At 68.0% G+C, this 15654-nt stretch carries 17 protein-coding genes and 1 tRNA gene; 11 read left to right on the forward strand and 7 right to left on the reverse strand.

From position 1 onward, the window contains the following. The 5 genes from U9978_RS08935 to U9978_RS08955 form a co-directional block, all read left to right on the forward strand. Positions 1 to 800 (forward strand): UTP--glucose-1-phosphate uridylyltransferase (locus U9978_RS08935; protein ID WP_322760600.1); only part of this gene is annotated, 800 nt, incomplete at its 5' end. 56 nt (positions 801 to 856) lie between these two features. After that, entirely contained in the window at positions 857 to 2116 is a 1260-nt protein-coding gene (gene glp, locus U9978_RS08940) for a gephyrin-like molybdotransferase Glp (RefSeq protein WP_322760601.1), read from the forward strand. Further along, on the forward strand, positions 2109 to 2615 hold the full coding sequence (moaC, locus tag U9978_RS08945; protein ID WP_322760602.1) for a cyclic pyranopterin monophosphate synthase MoaC: 507 nt from the start codon (positions 2109 to 2111) through the stop codon (positions 2613 to 2615). The genes glp and moaC overlap by 8 nt, the downstream gene beginning before the upstream one ends. Continuing rightward, on the forward strand, positions 2612 to 3193 hold the full coding sequence (locus U9978_RS08950) for a MogA/MoaB family molybdenum cofactor biosynthesis protein (RefSeq protein WP_322760603.1): 582 nt from the start codon (positions 2612 to 2614) through the stop codon (positions 3191 to 3193). The genes moaC and U9978_RS08950 overlap by 4 nt, the downstream gene beginning before the upstream one ends. Beyond that, entirely contained in the window at positions 3190 to 3822 is a 633-nt protein-coding gene (locus U9978_RS08955; RefSeq protein ID WP_322760604.1) for a GNAT family protein, read from the forward strand. Before U9978_RS08950 ends, U9978_RS08955 begins: the two co-directional genes overlap by 4 nt. A 412-nt stretch (positions 3823 to 4234) precedes the next feature. Here the strand turns inward: U9978_RS08955 and U9978_RS08960 are convergent, their stop codons facing one another. Further along, positions 4235 to 4447 carry a hypothetical protein gene (locus tag U9978_RS08960; protein WP_322760605.1) on the reverse strand — a complete coding sequence of 71 codons (213 nt, stop codon included), beginning with the start codon at positions 4445 to 4447 and terminating at the stop codon, positions 4235 to 4237. 301 nt (positions 4448 to 4748) lie between these two features. Here U9978_RS08960 and U9978_RS08965 point away from each other — a divergent pair, with 301 nt between their 5' ends. The 4 genes from U9978_RS08965 (at position 4749) to U9978_RS08980 (ending at position 7600) form a co-directional block, all read left to right on the forward strand. Beyond that, entirely contained in the window at positions 4749 to 5630 is an 882-nt protein-coding gene (locus U9978_RS08965) for a hypothetical protein (RefSeq protein WP_322760606.1), read from the forward strand. A gap of 122 nt (positions 5631 to 5752) precedes the next feature. Further along, entirely contained in the window at positions 5753 to 6286 is a 534-nt protein-coding gene (locus U9978_RS08970; RefSeq protein WP_322760607.1) for a hypothetical protein, read from the forward strand. A 438-nt stretch (positions 6287 to 6724) separates the two neighbouring features. Then, a complete protein-coding gene (locus tag U9978_RS08975; RefSeq protein WP_322760608.1) occupies positions 6725 to 7420 on the forward strand; it encodes a hypothetical protein in 696 nt (231 codons plus the stop codon). A 106-nt stretch (positions 7421 to 7526) separates the two neighbouring features. Continuing rightward, positions 7527 to 7600: transfer RNA gene (locus U9978_RS08980), tRNA-Ala, on the forward strand. A 462-nt stretch (positions 7601 to 8062) separates the two neighbouring features. On the opposite strand, the gene U9978_RS08985 is transcribed toward U9978_RS08980, so the two are convergent. Continuing rightward, complete coding sequence (locus U9978_RS08985; protein WP_322760609.1) at positions 8063 to 8896, reverse strand: sugar phosphate isomerase/epimerase family protein; 834 nt, start codon at positions 8894 to 8896, stop codon at positions 8063 to 8065. After that, positions 8893 to 9534, reverse strand: a complete 642-nt coding sequence (locus U9978_RS08990; protein WP_322760610.1) for an RpiB/LacA/LacB family sugar-phosphate isomerase — start codon at positions 9532 to 9534, stop codon at positions 8893 to 8895. The genes U9978_RS08985 and U9978_RS08990 overlap by 4 nt, the downstream gene beginning before the upstream one ends. 666 nt (positions 9535 to 10200) lie before the next feature. Here U9978_RS08990 and U9978_RS08995 point away from each other — a divergent pair. Continuing rightward, positions 10201 to 11013, forward strand: a complete 813-nt coding sequence (locus U9978_RS08995; RefSeq protein ID WP_322760611.1) for a class I SAM-dependent methyltransferase — start codon at positions 10201 to 10203, stop codon at positions 11011 to 11013. Here U9978_RS08995 and U9978_RS09000 read toward each other — a convergent pair whose 3' ends face one another. Then, positions 11014 to 12225, reverse strand: a complete 1212-nt coding sequence (locus U9978_RS09000) for a helix-turn-helix transcriptional regulator (RefSeq protein ID WP_322760612.1) — start codon at positions 12223 to 12225, stop codon at positions 11014 to 11016. A gap of 217 nt (positions 12226 to 12442) precedes the next feature. Next, positions 12443 to 12706: a hypothetical protein gene (locus U9978_RS09005; RefSeq protein ID WP_322760613.1), complete on the reverse strand. Its 264-nt coding sequence runs from the start codon at positions 12704 to 12706 to the stop codon at positions 12443 to 12445. Between the two features lie 197 nt (positions 12707 to 12903). On the opposite strand from U9978_RS09005, the gene U9978_RS09010 reads away from it, so the two are divergent. Further along, positions 12904 to 13335: a hypothetical protein gene (locus U9978_RS09010; protein ID WP_322760614.1), complete on the forward strand. Its 432-nt coding sequence runs from the start codon at positions 12904 to 12906 to the stop codon at positions 13333 to 13335. Here U9978_RS09010 and U9978_RS09015 read toward each other — a convergent pair. Together U9978_RS09015 and fxlM are read right to left on the reverse strand one after the other, a co-directional pair. Further along, the gene (locus U9978_RS09015; RefSeq protein WP_322760615.1) at positions 13286 to 14437 is read right to left on the reverse strand and encodes a hypothetical protein; all 1152 of its coding nucleotides are present in this window, start codon (positions 14435 to 14437) and stop codon (positions 13286 to 13288) included. The two genes, U9978_RS09010 and U9978_RS09015, sit on opposite strands and share 50 nt — an antisense overlap. 17 nt (positions 14438 to 14454) lie before the next feature. Next, a complete protein-coding gene (gene fxlM, locus U9978_RS09020; RefSeq protein WP_322760616.1) occupies positions 14455 to 15654 on the reverse strand; it encodes a methyltransferase, FxLD system in 1200 nt (399 codons plus the stop codon).

Raw genomic sequence — 15654 nt, forward strand, 5'->3', positions numbered from 1 at the left:
TACGAGATGTCCTTCTTGTCACGAGTCGTACCAAGAAGGCGATAGAGGATCATTTCGACCGGGATGCCGATCTTGAGGCCGCCCTGGAACGCAAGGGCGACACGACCCGGCTGGACCGGGTCCGCGCGTCCGCCGGGTTCGCCGAGGTCCACTCCGTCCGGCAGCAGGCGCCGCGCGGGCTGGGCCATGCGGTGCTGTGCGCGGCCGCGCACGTCGGGCGCGAGCCGTTCGCGGTTCTGCTCGGTGACGACTTGATCGACGAGCGTGACTCGCTGCTGGTGGAGATGCTCGCGGTACAGGAGCGTTTCGGGGGCAGCGTCGTAGCCCTGATGGAGGTACCTGAGGATCTTGTTTCCCTGTACGGGGTCGCGACCGTCGACCCCACGCCCGTCACGGCCGCTGCCGGGACGGCACCGGCCGCCGGCTACCAGACTGTCCGTATCCGGGACCTGGTCGAGAAGCCTCCGGTAGCCGAGGCGCCCAGCAATCTTGCGATCATTGGCCGGTACATCCTGTCACCGTCGATTTTCGACGTCCTGCGGGAGACACCGCCCGGCCGTGGGAACGAGATCCAGCTCACCGACGCGCTGCGGACGCTCGCAACGCTCGGTGACGACGCTGGTGAGCCCGTCCACGGGGTGGTCTTCACCGGGCGTCGCTATGACACCGGCGACCGGGTGGATTACCTCAAGGCCGTGATCCGGCTCGCCTGTGAGCGGTCCGACATCGGCCCGGAGCTGTACCCGTGGTTGGAGGAGTACGTCTCCGCCGGGGGGCCCAAGGCCGAGCCCGGCCTGTGATGATCGGGAACCCGTTTGACCGGGGTCTGTGATGATCAGGGGCCTGTGATGGCCGGATGAAGTCGGTGGACGCGCATGTCGCCGACATCCTCGATGTGGTCGTCCCGCTGCCGCCGCGGTCGTTGCCGCTGGGGTCCGCGCACGGCTGTGTGCTCGCCGCGGACCTTCGCGCGGGTTCCGCCCTGCCCGGGTTCGACAACTCGGCCATGGACGGATATGCCGTGCACATCGCTGACGTGGCCGACGCCGGCCCCGAGCGTCCGGTCACCTTGGCGGTCACCGGGGATATTCCGGCTGAGGCGGGCACACCGTCGCCGGTGGCGCGCGGTAGCGCGGCGCGGATCATGACGGGCGCGCCGCTGCCGCCCGGTGCCGACACCGTCGTCCAGCTTGAGTGGACCGACGGTCGGATGGACCGGGTGACCGTGACGCGCGCGCCCGGGCCCGGTCAGAACATCCGGCGGGCCGGCGAGGACGTAGCCGTGGGTGACCTGGTCCTGCCCGCCGGACGGCTGCTCGGTGCGGCCCAGATCGGCCTGCTGGCCGCGCTCAACGTGGCGACTCCGGTTGTCCATCCCCGCCCCCGGGTCGGGGTGCTCTCGACCGGCAGCGAGCTGGTGGAGGTGGGGGAAACTCTGGGCCCGGGGCAGATCGTCGACTCCAACAGCCACGCGGTGGCGGCGGCGGCACGCGAGGCGGGCGCGCAGATACGGCGGCTTGGCGGCGTCCCCGACTCCCCGGACGCGTTCGCCACGGTGCTTGCCGGCGTTCTCGCCGACGTCGACGTTGTGATCACCACTGGCGGGGTGAGCGTGGGAGCCTTCGACGTGGTCAAACAGGTCCTCGCAGGTTCGGGGAAGGTCCGTTTCGAGTCGCTGGCCATGCGGCCCGGGAAGCCTCAGGGATTCGGGGTGATCGACGGGGTGCCGATCTTCACGTTGCCGGGTAATCCGGTCAGCGCGCTGGTGTCGTTCGAGCTGTTCGTCCGACCTGCGTTGCTGCGGATGCGGGGGCTTGCCTGCGTGCACCGCCCGACGCTGGTCGCCACGACCGCGCAGGAGCTGCGCTCGTCCCGGGGCCGGCGTTCGTATCTGCGGGTCCGGTTGGCCGCGGCAGCGGCCGGTACCGGACGACCGCCGGTCGCCCACCTGGCGGGTGGCCAGGGATCGCATCAGCTCTCGGCCCTGGCCGTCGCGGACGCATTGCTGATCGTCCCGGGGGACGGTGTCGACCGGCCGGCGGGGACGGAGTTGACCGCGCTGCGGCTCGGTGGCGACATGCCACCGTTCGATGCCGGGACACCGTCTCATGAGTGAGCCACGGCTGACCCATGTGGACGCCACCGGTGCCGCGCGCATGGTCGACGTGTCCGCCAAGGACGTGACGGTACGGACCGCGCTCGCCCGGGGGTGTCTGCGGGTCGCACCAGCCGTCGTCGACCTGCTCCGCGGCACCGGTGTAGCCAAGGGGGACGCGCTCGGTGTCGCCCGGGTGGCCGGCATCATGGGCGCCAAGCGCACACCCGAGCTCATCCCGCTGTGTCATCCGATCGCCCTGTCGGGGGTCCAGGTGGAGCTGGACGTCCACGATCATGGAGTCGAGATCACCGCGACCACCCGGACGACGGACCGCACCGGCGTGGAGATGGAGGCGTTGACCGCGGTCGCGGTGGCCGGGCTCGCCCTGCATGACATGGTCAAGGCGGTTGATCCGGAGGCGATGCTCACCGACATCCGCCTGGTGACCAAGACCGGTGGGCGCTCCGGTGACTGGCACCGTACGCCGACGGATGGGCCGGGCGGTGGCGCCCGGTGAGTCATGCGGTGGCGGTACCCGACGGCGCCCGCGCCCGGGTGATCACCGTCTCGGATCGCGCGCACGCCGGCAGCTACGTTGACCGGTCCGGGCCGTTGGCCGCCGAGGCGCTGGGTCTGATCGGCTTTGCCGTTGACGACGTGGTTGTCGTCCCCGATGATCGATCGGCGATCGTGATCGCGCTGGAGGCTGCCGTTGCGGCCGGCATTCACCTGGTTGTCACCACCGGCGGTACCGGTCTCGCGCCCAGGGATGTCACGCCGGAGGCGACCCGACAGGTCATCGATCGGGAGGTACCCGGACTCGCCGCCGCGCTGCGGGATGCCGGCCGGGCGGAGGTTCCGACCGCGGTGCTCTCCCGGGGCGTCGTCGGTGTCCGAGGCGGAACACTTGTGGTGAACCTGCCGGGTTCGGCGGGCGGTGTCTCCGACGGGGTGCGCGTGCTGGCCGGGGTGGTCGGGCATGCGGTGGCCCAGATACGGGGCGCAGATGATCATAGTCATGTCGATCCGGGCCGTGTCGATCCGGGCCGTGTCGATCCGGGCCGTGCCGGCCGTGGGCCCGGAGGGCCGGGATGAGGGCGCCGGGGTGGCCGGCACGTCTCACCGACGGGTCGGTGGGCGTACGTCCGCTGCGGTTGCGTGAGGCTGTCACCTGGGTCGAAATCCGCGTACGCAACGGTGAATGGCTCGGGCCCTGGGAGGCGACCCCCAAAGCGATGCCCGTCACGGCGGACGCATGGGCGCAGCGCCAGACCATCGGGGTGTACAGCCGGATGGTGCGACGGTTGCGTCAGCAGGCACGTCTCGGTACCGCATTGCCATTCGCGGTGACGTTCCAGGGGCGACTGGTGGGGCAGGTCACCGTGTCCACGATCGTTCGTGGTGCGCTGAACAGCGGGCATCTCGGCTACTGGGTTGACCGCGGCTATGCCGGGCGCGGTATCACGCCGACCGCGGTGGCGCTGGTCGTGGACCACTGTTTCACCGCGGCGGCACTGCACCGGGTGGAGGCGTACGTCCGTCCGGAGAACACCGCGAGCCGCCGGGTGGTGGAAAAACTGGGGTTCCGCGAGGAGGGGCTCCACCGGCGCTATCTGGCGATCGGTGGGACTTACCGGGATCACATCAGCTATGCCATCACCCTGGAGGACGCCCCGGAGGGGTTACTGAACCGCTGGCGTGGCAGCCGCGCCTCACGTAGCTAAGTGGTCGGGTACCGGTCGTTTCTTAACTTTGGGTAGCCATATGACGACTTTCGCGTGTGATGGTGTCCACGTGAAAGATGTGGTTGTCACGGTTTGTCAGTCCGATAAGATCTTTTTGTGACGTGGAAGCGGTGCTGTCGCAAAGCGGAGCACCTTCAATGGTGGCCGTACGTAACAAAGAGGTCACTAGGTGCGAACGTGGTATCGATCGCGATGGTGCGACACGCGGGCATCAGGTCGGTGACCAGACGGTATTCCCTCACTAGCGTTTCTTGGTGCCGCTGGTTGCGCGAGCCGTTTCATGATCGCGTCGCTCGGGCTTCCTCGCATTTCGGCGCAGTCGGCATGCGAGGTCCGGGCCGGCCGGCGTCATCGTCGATATCCGAGTCAGCAGGAAGGCAACCGTCCATGATCAGCTCGCCCGCGCGGCAGTCTGCGCCGCCTCAGCCACGCGCGGGTGGTTGCGGGTTCGCGGCACGGTACTGTCTTCCACACCCGCGGCCATGAGCGCGCTCATCTGGCTCGCGATCGTCGCGGTCTGGGGTTTCGTGCTCATCCCCATGTGGCTGAGGCGCCATGACAGCACGTTGGAACAGCGGTCAGCCGAACGTTTCACGATGGCCATGCGAGTCCTGTCACGGCGAGGGGCGTCGCGGCCGGGTAGGGGGTCCGTGATGCGGCCAGTCGCTTCCCAACCGGGTGAGGACGCGGCCTCCGGACCGGCGCGTTCGGTCTCTTCGGCGGAAATCCGGGCGCGGAGCGTCAGTTCCACCCGCCCCGTCACTCTCGGTCATGTCCCGTCCGGAGAGAGAGCCGGAAGTGGACGGCGCGCAACGCCTCCACCGCGACGGAAAGCCGACGCGGAGCGGCGGGCGCTGCTTCGGCTTCGCCGCCGGCGACTCCTGGTACTGTTCGCCGCCGTATCGGTGACTGCGCTGCTCGCCGGGTTGTTGAGCGGCATCTGGATCGTGTTTCAACTTCTGGTGGATGTCGCGTTCATCGCCTACCTCGTGCATCTGCGCCAGACCGCCCGGGCTGACCAACGCCTGCGTGTGTCCCGGTTGGCGCTGGACCGCAGGATCGCGGCGGAGCGGGTCGCCCGGTACGGCCATCGGACGGCTCACCCCGGTGCCGCCGACAGCGTGGCCGGGCCGTGGGCGTCGGACAGCGAACCCTTCCGGCTGTCCGACTCCGTCGTGGTGCGTCGTGGGCCCGGCCTCGGTGCCGAACCCGGCTCCGGTGCCGATCTCGGGGTCGCCACCGCGGAGACCGTCGACCTTTCCCAGATCGCAGCGGCTGCCGCGGCTGGTAGCGGCGGTCGGCAACCGCGTGTCGTCGACGGCACGGTTGTCGACGGCACGGTTCTCAACGGCACAGTTGTCGACGGCACGGTTGTCGACGGCCAGGGCGCCGACGGCCTGCTCGGGAACGCGACGGTCACCGAGGGATTCGTGCCGATCGCGGTCGGCGCTACCGACGACTCCGCGAATGCGGCATATGCCGATGCCGAGTACGCCGGCGCGATCGAGGATGAGAGCAGGCCCGATGCCGAGCAGGGTTCCGGCGAGGGGATGGGATCCCCGGGTGGCGGACGCGCGACGGGCCGGCCGGGAGCCCGCCCGAACACGTCCAAGCCGGGGCGGGTGCAGGTGAATCCGCCGGGGACGCACGGTGGTCTGACCGCGGGGCCGGCGCCGGCGGCCGGCTCGCAGCAGCCTGAGGCGGAAGCCGGGGCGGCAACCGGGGTGGCAACCGGGGATCCGGACGAGCTCGACGAGTTGCTCCGTCGGCACGCGGTCGGAAGTTGAGCACACCGGCGGGTGCCGGCGGTTCTCAGATCGAAGATCGAATATGATGGGCGAGTCGTCTGATCGACGAACGTGTGCCAAAATCTACCTCGTGATGAGCCGTTGATGATCACCATCTGTTGATGATTACTGCCTTTGGTGGCGTCCAGATCGACAACCGTGATACCGATCCGCCTCGCTTCCGCGAGTGTGACCTGGCTGATGTCGAACGACGGACGGCGGCGGCCCTCGCGGAACTGCGTCCACGGCTGCTGGTCGGCGCGGCTGCGTCCGGGGCCGACCTGGTGGTGCTGGCCGCCGCGCGCGCGGAAGGGCTCGACGTGCGAGTGGTACTGCCGTTCGATGTCGACACGTTCAGGCGGACGTCGGTCGAGAACCGCGGGCCGTTGTGGTGTGCCCGGTACGACGAATTGATCGCTTCGTTGAAGCCGTGCGAGTTGGAGATCCTCGGTGAGGTCGAGGACGATGAGGTGTATCACCGCACGAACACCCGCCTGCTCGCACGCGCCGCGCAACTGCGACGAACACCCGCGGAGGAAGTGGTCGCGCTGGTGCTGCGCCCGATCGTTTCGCACCGCGCGTCGGTAACCGACGATCTGGTGGACAAGGCCAGGGTCGCGGGCCTTCCCGTCGTCGAGGTGCCCACTCTCGGCTGATCGTGGTCGAACGGGGCCGGCGGTCGAACGGGCTGTGCATAATGGCTGCGTGACCGTGTCCGCGCCGCGCTTCTCCGAGCTGATCGCCGGGGCTGTCGCGCGCGCCGACGCGGGGGTCTGTTGTCGGTACCCTCGCGTGCGCTGACGTCCGCATCGCCGTCCTGACGTCCCTGGCCTGGTCCCTCCGACCGGTCCTGCACGCGAGGGGCCATTGCCGGAGAAGCCCGGTCAGTTCTGCCCGGCCTGTGTAGATCGGGCGACATTCGGCTGATCCATCCGTCAGGTTGCTGTCTGACGATCACTCGCACATACGGCCCGTGGTCGGTATGACATTGTACAGACTGGTATGACGTGCTTCTCCTGTTTTTCGTTCCGTTTCTTGTTCCGGCATCTGTCATCCGCCAGTCATCACTGATGTGAGCGCAAAGGGGCGTCACAGTGGGTCGTGACCACAGCGGTCAGCGTAACAACTGGGTCTCCGGTGGTCTCGTTGCCCGGGAGTGGACGTTCAACGAGTGGACCGCGCATCTGCGGGCCGCTGGATTCCGGCTCTGTCCAGCCAGCTGCGGGGTGCCGGTGGAGCTGCGCGGGCTGCGGCCGGATGGGTTCGGCTTCCATCTGCGCTGCCGCGGCGTGCGGGTGACACTGTCGTTGTTTCGCCCCGGGCGGGCGATGTGGCAGCTGCCGCACTGGGACCCGAGGTGGACTCCGGAGGAAGGTCTGTCGCTCTGGGTGAACCATCGGATCGATCATTCATCGTCGGGGTATCGGACGTTCGGGAGCCTGGTCCTGCGCGCACCGGACGCGGCCAGCGGTACGTGTGGCAGCGGTGCGATGTGCCCTGGCGCTGTTCCCGACCCCGGCGCTGTTCCCGACCCCAGCGTTGTTCCCGACCGTGCGCGGATGGTTTTCGACCGCGAGGAGGCTCCCGACCACCAGGTGGTCTTCGATGGTGGCCGGGAATGCGGCTGGCGTGGCCACGAAGCGGGCCTGCTGAGGCCGGCTGCTGCGGCGACGCTGTTCGCCTGGCTGATGGCCGAGGCGGACGCGGCCCGCGGTGCCGGCCCGGCGGTGGTACGGGTACCCCGCGCACGGGCGGGAGAGCCTCCGCTGGCTCCAGTCAGGACCAGCTGAGCTGCAGGGTGACCTCCGGAGCTGGGCAGGACGACGATCGTGTTCTCTTCGACCGGGGCCGGCTCGTCACACCCGTCCGAGTCTGCGGTAAGCTTCAGAAGCTCCAGGGGGTGTAGCTCAGCCTGGTAGAGCGCCTCCCTCGCACGGAGGAGGCCAGGGGTTCGAGTCCCCTCACCTCCACCTGGTGTTCCACAATACGAACCGTGTCCCGTTCCGGGACACGGAACGTGGGTGTGATCTTTTTTCGCGTGTCGATGCGGATGCTCTCGATGAGCGTTCGAAGCACTGCCTTGCGTAGGGGTGCTGCCTGGTCACTGTCGGCGGCAATCCCATGGATCGCCGGTCGGCCTCTCGTCCTGCACCCGCCCACTCGTCGGCCGAAGGACACATATGCCGAAATCTAAAGAAGATCACATGTGCGATGAATACGATCGATTCCGCTGGGATATCGGCATCCACCCGGGCCTGCGATTCCGGCCGGATCGTCCCGGTGATGAACACGGCCTCGGCGCGGTCGCGGAACTGACGGAGGCTGACCGCCCCACACTTGGCCATGGTTGAGATGAGCTCGGCGCCGATCGCAACGAGAACAACGTCGACGAAGGGGCCAGCGAAACGTAAGGGAGCGTGGGACGGGACTGTTCAGACGCTTCCCGGGACGGCGGCGGTGGCGGGCTGTTCGTCGAGCAGAGCGCGCAGGTAGGTCAGGGCCTGGGTCGCGGCGGCACGGGCGTCCAGGCCGGCGTCCACCGGGCTTTCGACCATGACGGGGCCGCCGTAGCCGGCCTCAGCCAGATCCGCGAGCAGCAACCGATGGTCCAGGGTGCCGGTGTGACCGGGCCACCCCCGGCGGACGGGGCTTCCGCCGATGGGCGGGTCGGCGAGCTGCACGTCAACAACGCGTTCCACCCAGGCGCCGGTATCGGCGAGGGCGCCCGCAGCGGCGAGGTGGGCGGTGTCGGCGACGAGGCCGGCCGTCGCGCCAAGCGCCTCCAGCAGGGCCAGCGTGCCGGCGAGCCCAATGCCGCGTGCGGGTCCGACCCGGCCCGATGCCGGGGCTGCGGTGATGTGTTCCAGACCGAAGACCATCCCGGCCTGGGCGGTCAGACCGACGAGCGGGTACAGCACGGTAGTCACCGTCCGCATCCCGGCCGGGGTGTAGAGGCGAGCGGGCAGCCACGAGGCGACGACCCGCACCCCGAGACGCGCCGCGAACGCCGCCGTGTCCACGAACCGGTCGAGAGCCCGCCCGCGGGCGTCCCGCGCGGACCGGAACAGATCACCCGGGGGATACACCCAGGTCACCGTCAGATTCTTCGCGGTGACCAGCCGGGCCAGCGCGGTGCGCTGAGCGGCCTCGGTGTGATGGAGATGCAGGTGGACGCCGCGGAAACCCACGGCGGCGGCGAGATCGGCCACCACCAGCGGGTCGGTGACCGCCAGACCAAGACCCCGCAGGGACAACGACGGGATCATCGGCCCTCCTCCAGCGCTGCCAGGCTGGCGAGGGCGTGGGTGGTGTCGGGGTCGGCGGGGGTGGTCAGGAATGCCTGGAGGATCTCAGCGGCGACGGTCGCGGTGACCAGCCGGTAGGACAGCACGCAGATGTTCGCGTCGTGCCAGCGCCTCGACCCGGCCGCGGTGACCGCGTCGGCGCATAACGCCGCCCGCACCCCGGGAATCTTGTTCGCGGCGATCGACACCCCGGTGCCGGTGAAACACAGCAGGACACCCGCGTCGGCCCGCCGGTCGACGACGGCACGGCCGACCAGCGCCGCCGCGTGGACCCAGGCATCGACCGGGACCGTGAACGCCTCATCATCCGGGGTCGGGGGCGGCAGGTAGTCGACGTCGTAGCCGGCCAGCTGCAGGTCACGGACGATGCGGGCGGCCAGCGCGGTCACCTTGTCGGCGGCCACCGCGACCCGGCGCCGTTCGGGTACGCCGACCTGCAGCAGCGCGGAGGCGGCCTGCCTGCAGCTGACCCGGCCGGCACCGTCGACGGCCGCGGTCGGGTTGGTCGGTGGGTGGGGCTGCCCGGGATCCGGAGCGGTGCCGGCCGTGTCGATAGTGCGGGCCGCCTGGAATGTCGGTGAAATCGTGGCAAAAGTCATGGGTGCAGATCCATCAGGGTAGGGGCGCCGCCGGTCACCCGGTCGGTGCGTACGGACGGTGGGTGGTAGCCGGTGGCGAATTCCCATAGCGGGGTGCTTGGTCGCATGATGATCAGATAGGTGACAGCACAAATCCGCATCCCGCTGCTTCAGCCGCGGTTGAGAACTATCAGTGCCGCCCGGCCGCACTCTCGGCGGGAAATGGTCCGGACGACCGGGCTCACCTGATCTCCAATGATTCATGCCAGCCGTTATCGTTCCTGCAACCGGGCTCGCTGTACGATTCGATTTTCGAGAAAGGCGTCAATCGCGGCGCGCACATGTCCTCCTCCATACCGGCCTCATGCGGGTTGTCATCAGGATAACCGCCCTATACGGATAGCTACCAAGTGCGAGAATGACGTCCGAGCGCCCGCGTAGATGACACAATTTGTGGCAGCCGGATATTTGATCGAGGGACCGTATTCTCCGCTCGAGTCAGCGGTCGAGACGCCTGACGACGAATGCCTATGTCGCGATATCCAAAGATTCATTTTACTCGGCGTGACGTAGCCGGATCGCAGAGCGACGGCACGTCGGCTCTGCTCGGTGACCTCATGCGATCAGCGGCCCCGTCGAGCCGCATAATCGTCCTGTAGGAGACGACTGGCACGAGGAGTCTGTTGCATGCCTGATGTTGATGGTTACCTCGCATCCAACCGTGATCTCTGGGATGAGTGGGCCGATGTGCACGCAAAGGGTGACTGGTATGACATCGATTCCGTGCGCAGGGGTGCGGACAAGCTGCGTCCTTACGAGGTGCAAGAGGTCGGCGACGTAAAGGGACTCACGATGCTGCATCTTCAGTGTCAGATCGGAACCGACTCGGTCGCCTGGGCGCGACGGGGCGCGACGGTCACCGGGGTCGACTTCTCTCCCAGGGCGGTAGAGATCGCAAATTCTCTCGCGAAAGAACTCGGCGTCGATGCGACTTTTCTGTGTTCCGACGTGATGAAGCTGCCGGAAACCTTGGCCGGCACGTGGGACATCATCTACACATCCAGGGGCGTGCTGGGCTGGCTGCCGAACCTGACCAGGTGGGCGCAAATAGTTGCGGACTACCTGAAGTCAGGAGGATTCGTGTATCTGACAGATATTCACCCGATCGCCAAAGTACTTGACGATACATCGTCAGAGCCGAGGGTGAGCCGCCCGTACTGGCCGCGGCCTGAGCCGATCGCCTACCCGGTAGAGGGCAGCTATGCTGATCCAACGGCGAAAGTCAACACCCCCGTCAAGTATTTGTGGGCACACAGCACTGGAGAGCTCATCACGGCAGTCGCGCAAGCCGGCCTGATCATCGATTTCTTCCACGAGTTCCACTGGCTTGACCGGCCGTGGCCATTTCTGCGTAAGCGCAGCGATCGTGAGTACATTCTGCCGGAGGACAGCGGCGCGGAACTCCCGCTTTTCCTCTCCCTACGGGCACGAAAACCCTGATCAGTCAAGCACAGTCATATCTTTCGCCAGGCGGCGCAGTCGCTCGTCCAGTGAGCGCCTGCGCCGTACAAGGTCCCGTACCTGCTCTCTGGCAAGTGGGTCATGGCGGACGAACTCCGGGGCGACGCTGCGCGCCGCCGTCAAAGCGTCAAGCACCGCGTCGTCGTTGCCCAACATCCCATACGCTCTGGCGAGGTGAAGATGGTGGTAGCATCTACGGCTCACGCTGCCCACCTGATCGACGTTCACCCGCGCGGCTTCTCGCGCGGCCTCATGCGGTCGCTGCGAGTCGACGTACATACCGATCTTCTGTATCGACACGTTGGTCGGTCCGAAAATCAGACAGTATCTCTCCCTATCGACTCCGGATTCCGCCGCGGTGGCCGCTGCGATATTCAATAATGTTTCGGCCTCTGCCGTGTCGCCGGCACGTACCGCGGCTTGCGCCGCGTAAAGGTTCAGCGCGCCGTTGAGAACCGAGTAGGAAATCGGATCATTGATAACTCCGCCGTGTCGGCGGAGCATGTCGAGGGTGTCGGATGCGAGCGCTATACCGTCTTCCGGATCCCCTTGCATCATGAGCTGGACGGTCAGGGTGGCGCTCATCGACGCAATGAGAAATTCGTGACCCACCTCCTCGGCGGTAAGCAGGGCACGGTCGATCGCCAGACGCGCACGTCCGTAATCCCCTCTTCGCCGCAGATCCAGGGAGGCCAGCCGATAAAGATTCGCAAGAGCGGTTTGAGTGGCTCGCCGTTCGGCCTTGTCATGGTGACCGGACGCCGCACGGGCCTCCACGATGAGATCGGCGAGCAGAGGAACGGACGCGGAGAACTTTCGATCGGACACGTTGTAGACACGCCGCAGGGATGCAGCCTCCGCCACAAGGAACGAGCCCGACCGGGGACGCTCCCCGGACGGACGGAGACTTGCGCTGCGGTCGAGAACCATGCGCAGCTGCAGGGCTCCGTGGTCGGAGATGTCCGGCTTCTGGTACTGGTCTCCGTGCCCCGTGAGCTGGTACACCGGCACGGAAAGAGCGCGCGCAAGCTCGAGCAGGACACTCATGGAGTCCACACGACGCTCGCCTCGCTCAATCTTGGTCACCCAGCTCGTCGAACGGTTCAACCGTCGGGCGAGTCCCGCCTGCGTCCACCCGCGGAGTTTGCGGAACCCGGCGATTCGCTTGCCAAGCGGCAGATCATCATCCATGGCCCATCCAGTTCAACACCGGCGTGTTTACCAGGACTACAATATCGTTCGCGGCACGCAGGGCGGAAGCCGGCATCGGTTAGCGATTCGCGAGCCGCTCGGGGCCGGATACATCCGGGTGTCGGCGACACGGACACGGTATCTCGGCCGATCCGCGACATCGCCGACGGCTCGTGGGACGGTACTGCGGACGCCCGGTACAGAAGCAGAGCACGAGCTATGAGCGCGTTATTGCCGTCGAAGCTCCGGTCACCATCGCCGCCGGCGAATTTTCATGCCCTGCGCAGGAGATCGTCGCCTCGTTCATCGTCACCGCTGACAGGAGATCCGCCATCAGATCGGCCGGTATTGCGCCGCGGCCAAGCCCCGAGGACTGCACGGCCGCGGACAGCGCCTGCTGCTCGGCGCGGGTCAGCCGCGTCCTGAACCCTTCATGGGAGAGCACCTCCCGCGCTGCGTATCCATCCCCGGCTGCCGCCACGTGTCCCGCGTCTCTTTGGGTGGGCACGAGGGGGCCGCCGGGCGTCGTTGATGGTGGGCATGTGCGGTTGGTGATCGTGGGGTGGGTGCCTGGTTGGTGCGCGACGACAGAGTGAGCACGTCCAGATAGAGCGACGGCACTCCCCTGATCCATTGGCCGGGTACGGGGAGGGCCGCGCGGGGTGCATGGAGGCACCGGTGTTCACCGTAAGCGTGGATCAGGGTGAGGTCGAGGATGCGGGTGACTGGCAGGGCGTAGAGCCTGACCAGGGCGCCGACGACGCGTACTTCGAGCGGCAGCGTGTCGTCGTTGAGGCAGCGGCGGAGTTGTCCGTGGTGCTCTTCGTCGCCGAGGAACTGCGAGGGCAGGCTCTTGGCCTCCCGTGGGACGACGAGCTTGCTGGTCAGGCGGCGGGCGACCGTCCAGCGGATGGAGGAGCCGACTCCGCGGCGGCGGGTGGGGTGGGTGGTGAGCCAGAGATCGACGTCTTCCTGCGCGGCACAGGCGCAGCGCACTGCGCCGGTCACCACGATGCCAATAGGCGTGGGTGGGCGATCCATCTCCGTGACCGCCGACGGTCTATCCGCCATCACGCAGACCTGAGCCGTTGGGGGTCGATGATCCAGTGAGGCCGGAGGTGACGAGTTCGAGGGCGTCTAGAAGCCGTCTGCGTAGCGCTTCGGGGATGTGGCCGCCATCGAGCCCGGCGCATTGTTGCCTTTCGCTCAGCAGCGCCAGCTGGTCGCCGCCGAGGTAGCTGCGGGCGGCTGGGTGGGTGAGGAGGTCGCGGGCGGCGTAGGCGTCCCCGCTATGCAGGGCACCGTCGATGATCGTGTCGAGGACAGATCGCAGTTGCTGGGGCACGTCCCCGAGGTCGAGGAGACACAGACCAAGCTGGATGTGGAACGTCAGGTGCCCGGAGTTGTTCGACGGGAGGAGAGCACCGATCGTGCCCCTGCCGTCGTCAGTGGTCTTGCGACCTGTGAGGTGCCTGTGGAGGAGGCCAAGGCAGGTAGCGACGGCTTGCTCCCAGGGCTGGGTGGTCGTTGTGGTGGTCAGCAGCTGCTCGGCGGCGTGATGGTCTCGGCGGGCGTGGTGGGCGAGGATCGCGGTCTGGCGGCCGTCGAGGAGGCGCTGTCCGATGCCCTTGTGGCGGTTGAGGTGGTCCAGGGCCTTGGTCCAGTGGCCGGTTCGGGTCAGGGCGCGGGTGCCATCGGCAAGCAGGACGGTCCACAGCCAGCGGACGGTCTCGGGGTGGTCGGCGGCGGTGACGAGGTCGTCGAACGCGAGTGTCCGACCGTCAACGGTGCCGGTGGTTTTCGCCACGACGGCGCCGTAGAGCGTGGTGAGCATCTGGTGGGCGGCTAGGCCATCGCCGGCGCGCAGCCGCAGACGAGCCAGGTTGATCAACGGTTGGAGGGCGAGTTTCGCCGTCGCCCCATCGAGGGGGCGGCGCAGTGGGAGGGTGTCGATCTGGCGCCAGCAGAGGCGGCGGGCGAGGTCAGGCTCTCCGCAATCGCCGGCGATCAGCGCTGCGAGGTTGTGGGCCTCGGCCGCGCGCAGCAGTGCGTCATCACCACCCTCGGCGGCCTGACCGGCTAGGGCGGTGACGTGGGCGATCCGGGCGTCGAGGGGCGGGCAGGACGGTCGTTCGCGGGGAACGAGGGGGAACCTCGCGGCGACGAGGTCGAACGTCGCGGTTGCCGCAGCCGTAGTTGTGGTGACAGTCATGGCGCTGGTCGCCGTTCTCAGGGCTTCCAGCTGACCGTGAGCCGGCTGTTCGGCCGGTCGATGCGGTGTCCAGTGGGGAGCTGGTCGTCGGGGGTGTCCGCAGGGTGGGCGGTGATGACTGGCTCGGTGGGGCCTTCCTTGCGCCAGTGATGCAGCAGGTCGGTGAGCTGCGCAGCAAGGGTGACCGCGCGGGGGCCGTGGGCGGTAACGCCGAGCTCGTCGGTGTCGGGAGCAAGCGGGCGCAGGGTGACATAGGCGATCGTCGTACCGTCATGGATGGTGGCCCCGGCCCAGCGCCGCGTCGGGGTGAGCCGGCCGTCGTGGCGGGCGGTGTCGACGGTGAGGCGGCCGAACCGGGTATCGGCGGTGACGAGCCACAGGTCGAGATGGGCGGTCGGTTCGTGGTCGTGGATCGTCAGCCCGGTCCACAGCCCGTGGGACGGGCTGTGGACCGCGGCGCGGACCGCGGCCTCGTCAACGGGGTCGTGGTCGTCGACCCGCAGGACGACCCCGTCCGCGAGGGTCAGCGCGCGGCCGGAGTGGGCGCCGACGCCGCGCAGCGGGACGAATCCGCAGACGAGCGCCTCGCGGCTGACCAGCCGGCCCGGCTCGATTGCGTCGAGCGCGAGCGAGCGGGTCAGGCCGCTTCCGTGCAGGCGTAGGGGTACCACGATCCGGCCAGCGGGGGCGAGCTGGTCCCACCAGGCCGCGGCGAGGTCCCACGCCCCTGCTGTGATCATGATCCGATCGTAGGATGCCCCGTCCGGGTAGCCGGCCGCGCCGTCCCCGTGGATCACCTCTACCTGGTCGTAGTTGGCCGCCGCCAGCGCGCTGCGGGCGCTGGCGGCGAGTTCCTCGTCAATCTCGATGGTGGTCACGTGACCGGTCGGGCCGGTGAGCTCTGCCAGAAGAGCGGCGTTGATGCCGGTGGCGGTGCCGATCTCCAGGACACGATGACCGGGGTGAACCTCGCCCTGTTCGAGCATGGCAGCGACGAGGTCAGGCTGCGAAGCCGAGGACAACGCCGTGCCGTCAGGCGCGCGGCGGGTGACAACGACCTGCGGGGCGTACGCGGTCTCCAGGTCGACGCCGGGCAGGAACAGGTGCCGCGGCACCGCACGGAACGCAGCTTCAACCTGGCCGGTCCGGAACGTGCCCCAGCTACCGATGTCAGCGACCAGCGCGTCGCGGAGCTGCTCGGGGGTGCGGGTGGTCAT

It is taken from the genome of Protofrankia sp. Cr2 (genome assembly GCF_963555885.1).
GTDB lineage: Bacteria > Actinomycetota > Actinomycetes > Frankiales > Frankiaceae > Protofrankia.

Bases quoted from the DNA above. Each gene is read 5' to 3' on its own strand.
- glp (WP_322760601.1), top strand. From the start codon at position 857: ATGAAGTCGGTGGACGCGCATGTCGCCGACATCCTCGATGTGGTCGTC.
- moaC (WP_322760602.1), top strand. From the start codon at position 2,109: ATGAGTGAGCCACGGCTGACCCATGTGGACGCCACCGGTGCCGCGCGC.
- U9978_RS08955 (WP_322760604.1), top strand. From the start codon at position 3,190: ATGAGGGCGCCGGGGTGGCCGGCACGTCTCACCGACGGGTCGGTGGGC.
- U9978_RS08960 (WP_322760605.1), bottom strand. From the start codon at position 4,447: ATGGCCATCGTGAAACGTTCGGCTGACCGCTGTTCCAACGTGCTGTCA.
- U9978_RS08970 (WP_322760607.1), top strand. From the start codon at position 5,753: ATGATTACTGCCTTTGGTGGCGTCCAGATCGACAACCGTGATACCGAT.
- U9978_RS08985 (WP_322760609.1), bottom strand. From the start codon at position 8,896: ATGATCCCGTCGTTGTCCCTGCGGGGTCTTGGTCTGGCGGTCACCGAC.
- U9978_RS08990 (WP_322760610.1), bottom strand. From the start codon at position 9,534: ATGACTTTTGCCACGATTTCACCGACATTCCAGGCGGCCCGCACTATC.
- U9978_RS08995 (WP_322760611.1), top strand. From the start codon at position 10,201: ATGCCTGATGTTGATGGTTACCTCGCATCCAACCGTGATCTCTGGGAT.
- U9978_RS09000 (WP_322760612.1), bottom strand. From the start codon at position 12,225: ATGGATGATGATCTGCCGCTTGGCAAGCGAATCGCCGGGTTCCGCAAA.
- U9978_RS09015 (WP_322760615.1), bottom strand. From the start codon at position 14,437: ATGACTGTCACCACAACTACGGCTGCGGCAACCGCGACGTTCGACCTC.
- fxlM (WP_322760616.1), bottom strand. From the start codon at position 15,654: ATGACCACCCGCACCCCCGAGCAGCTCCGCGACGCGCTGGTCGCTGAC.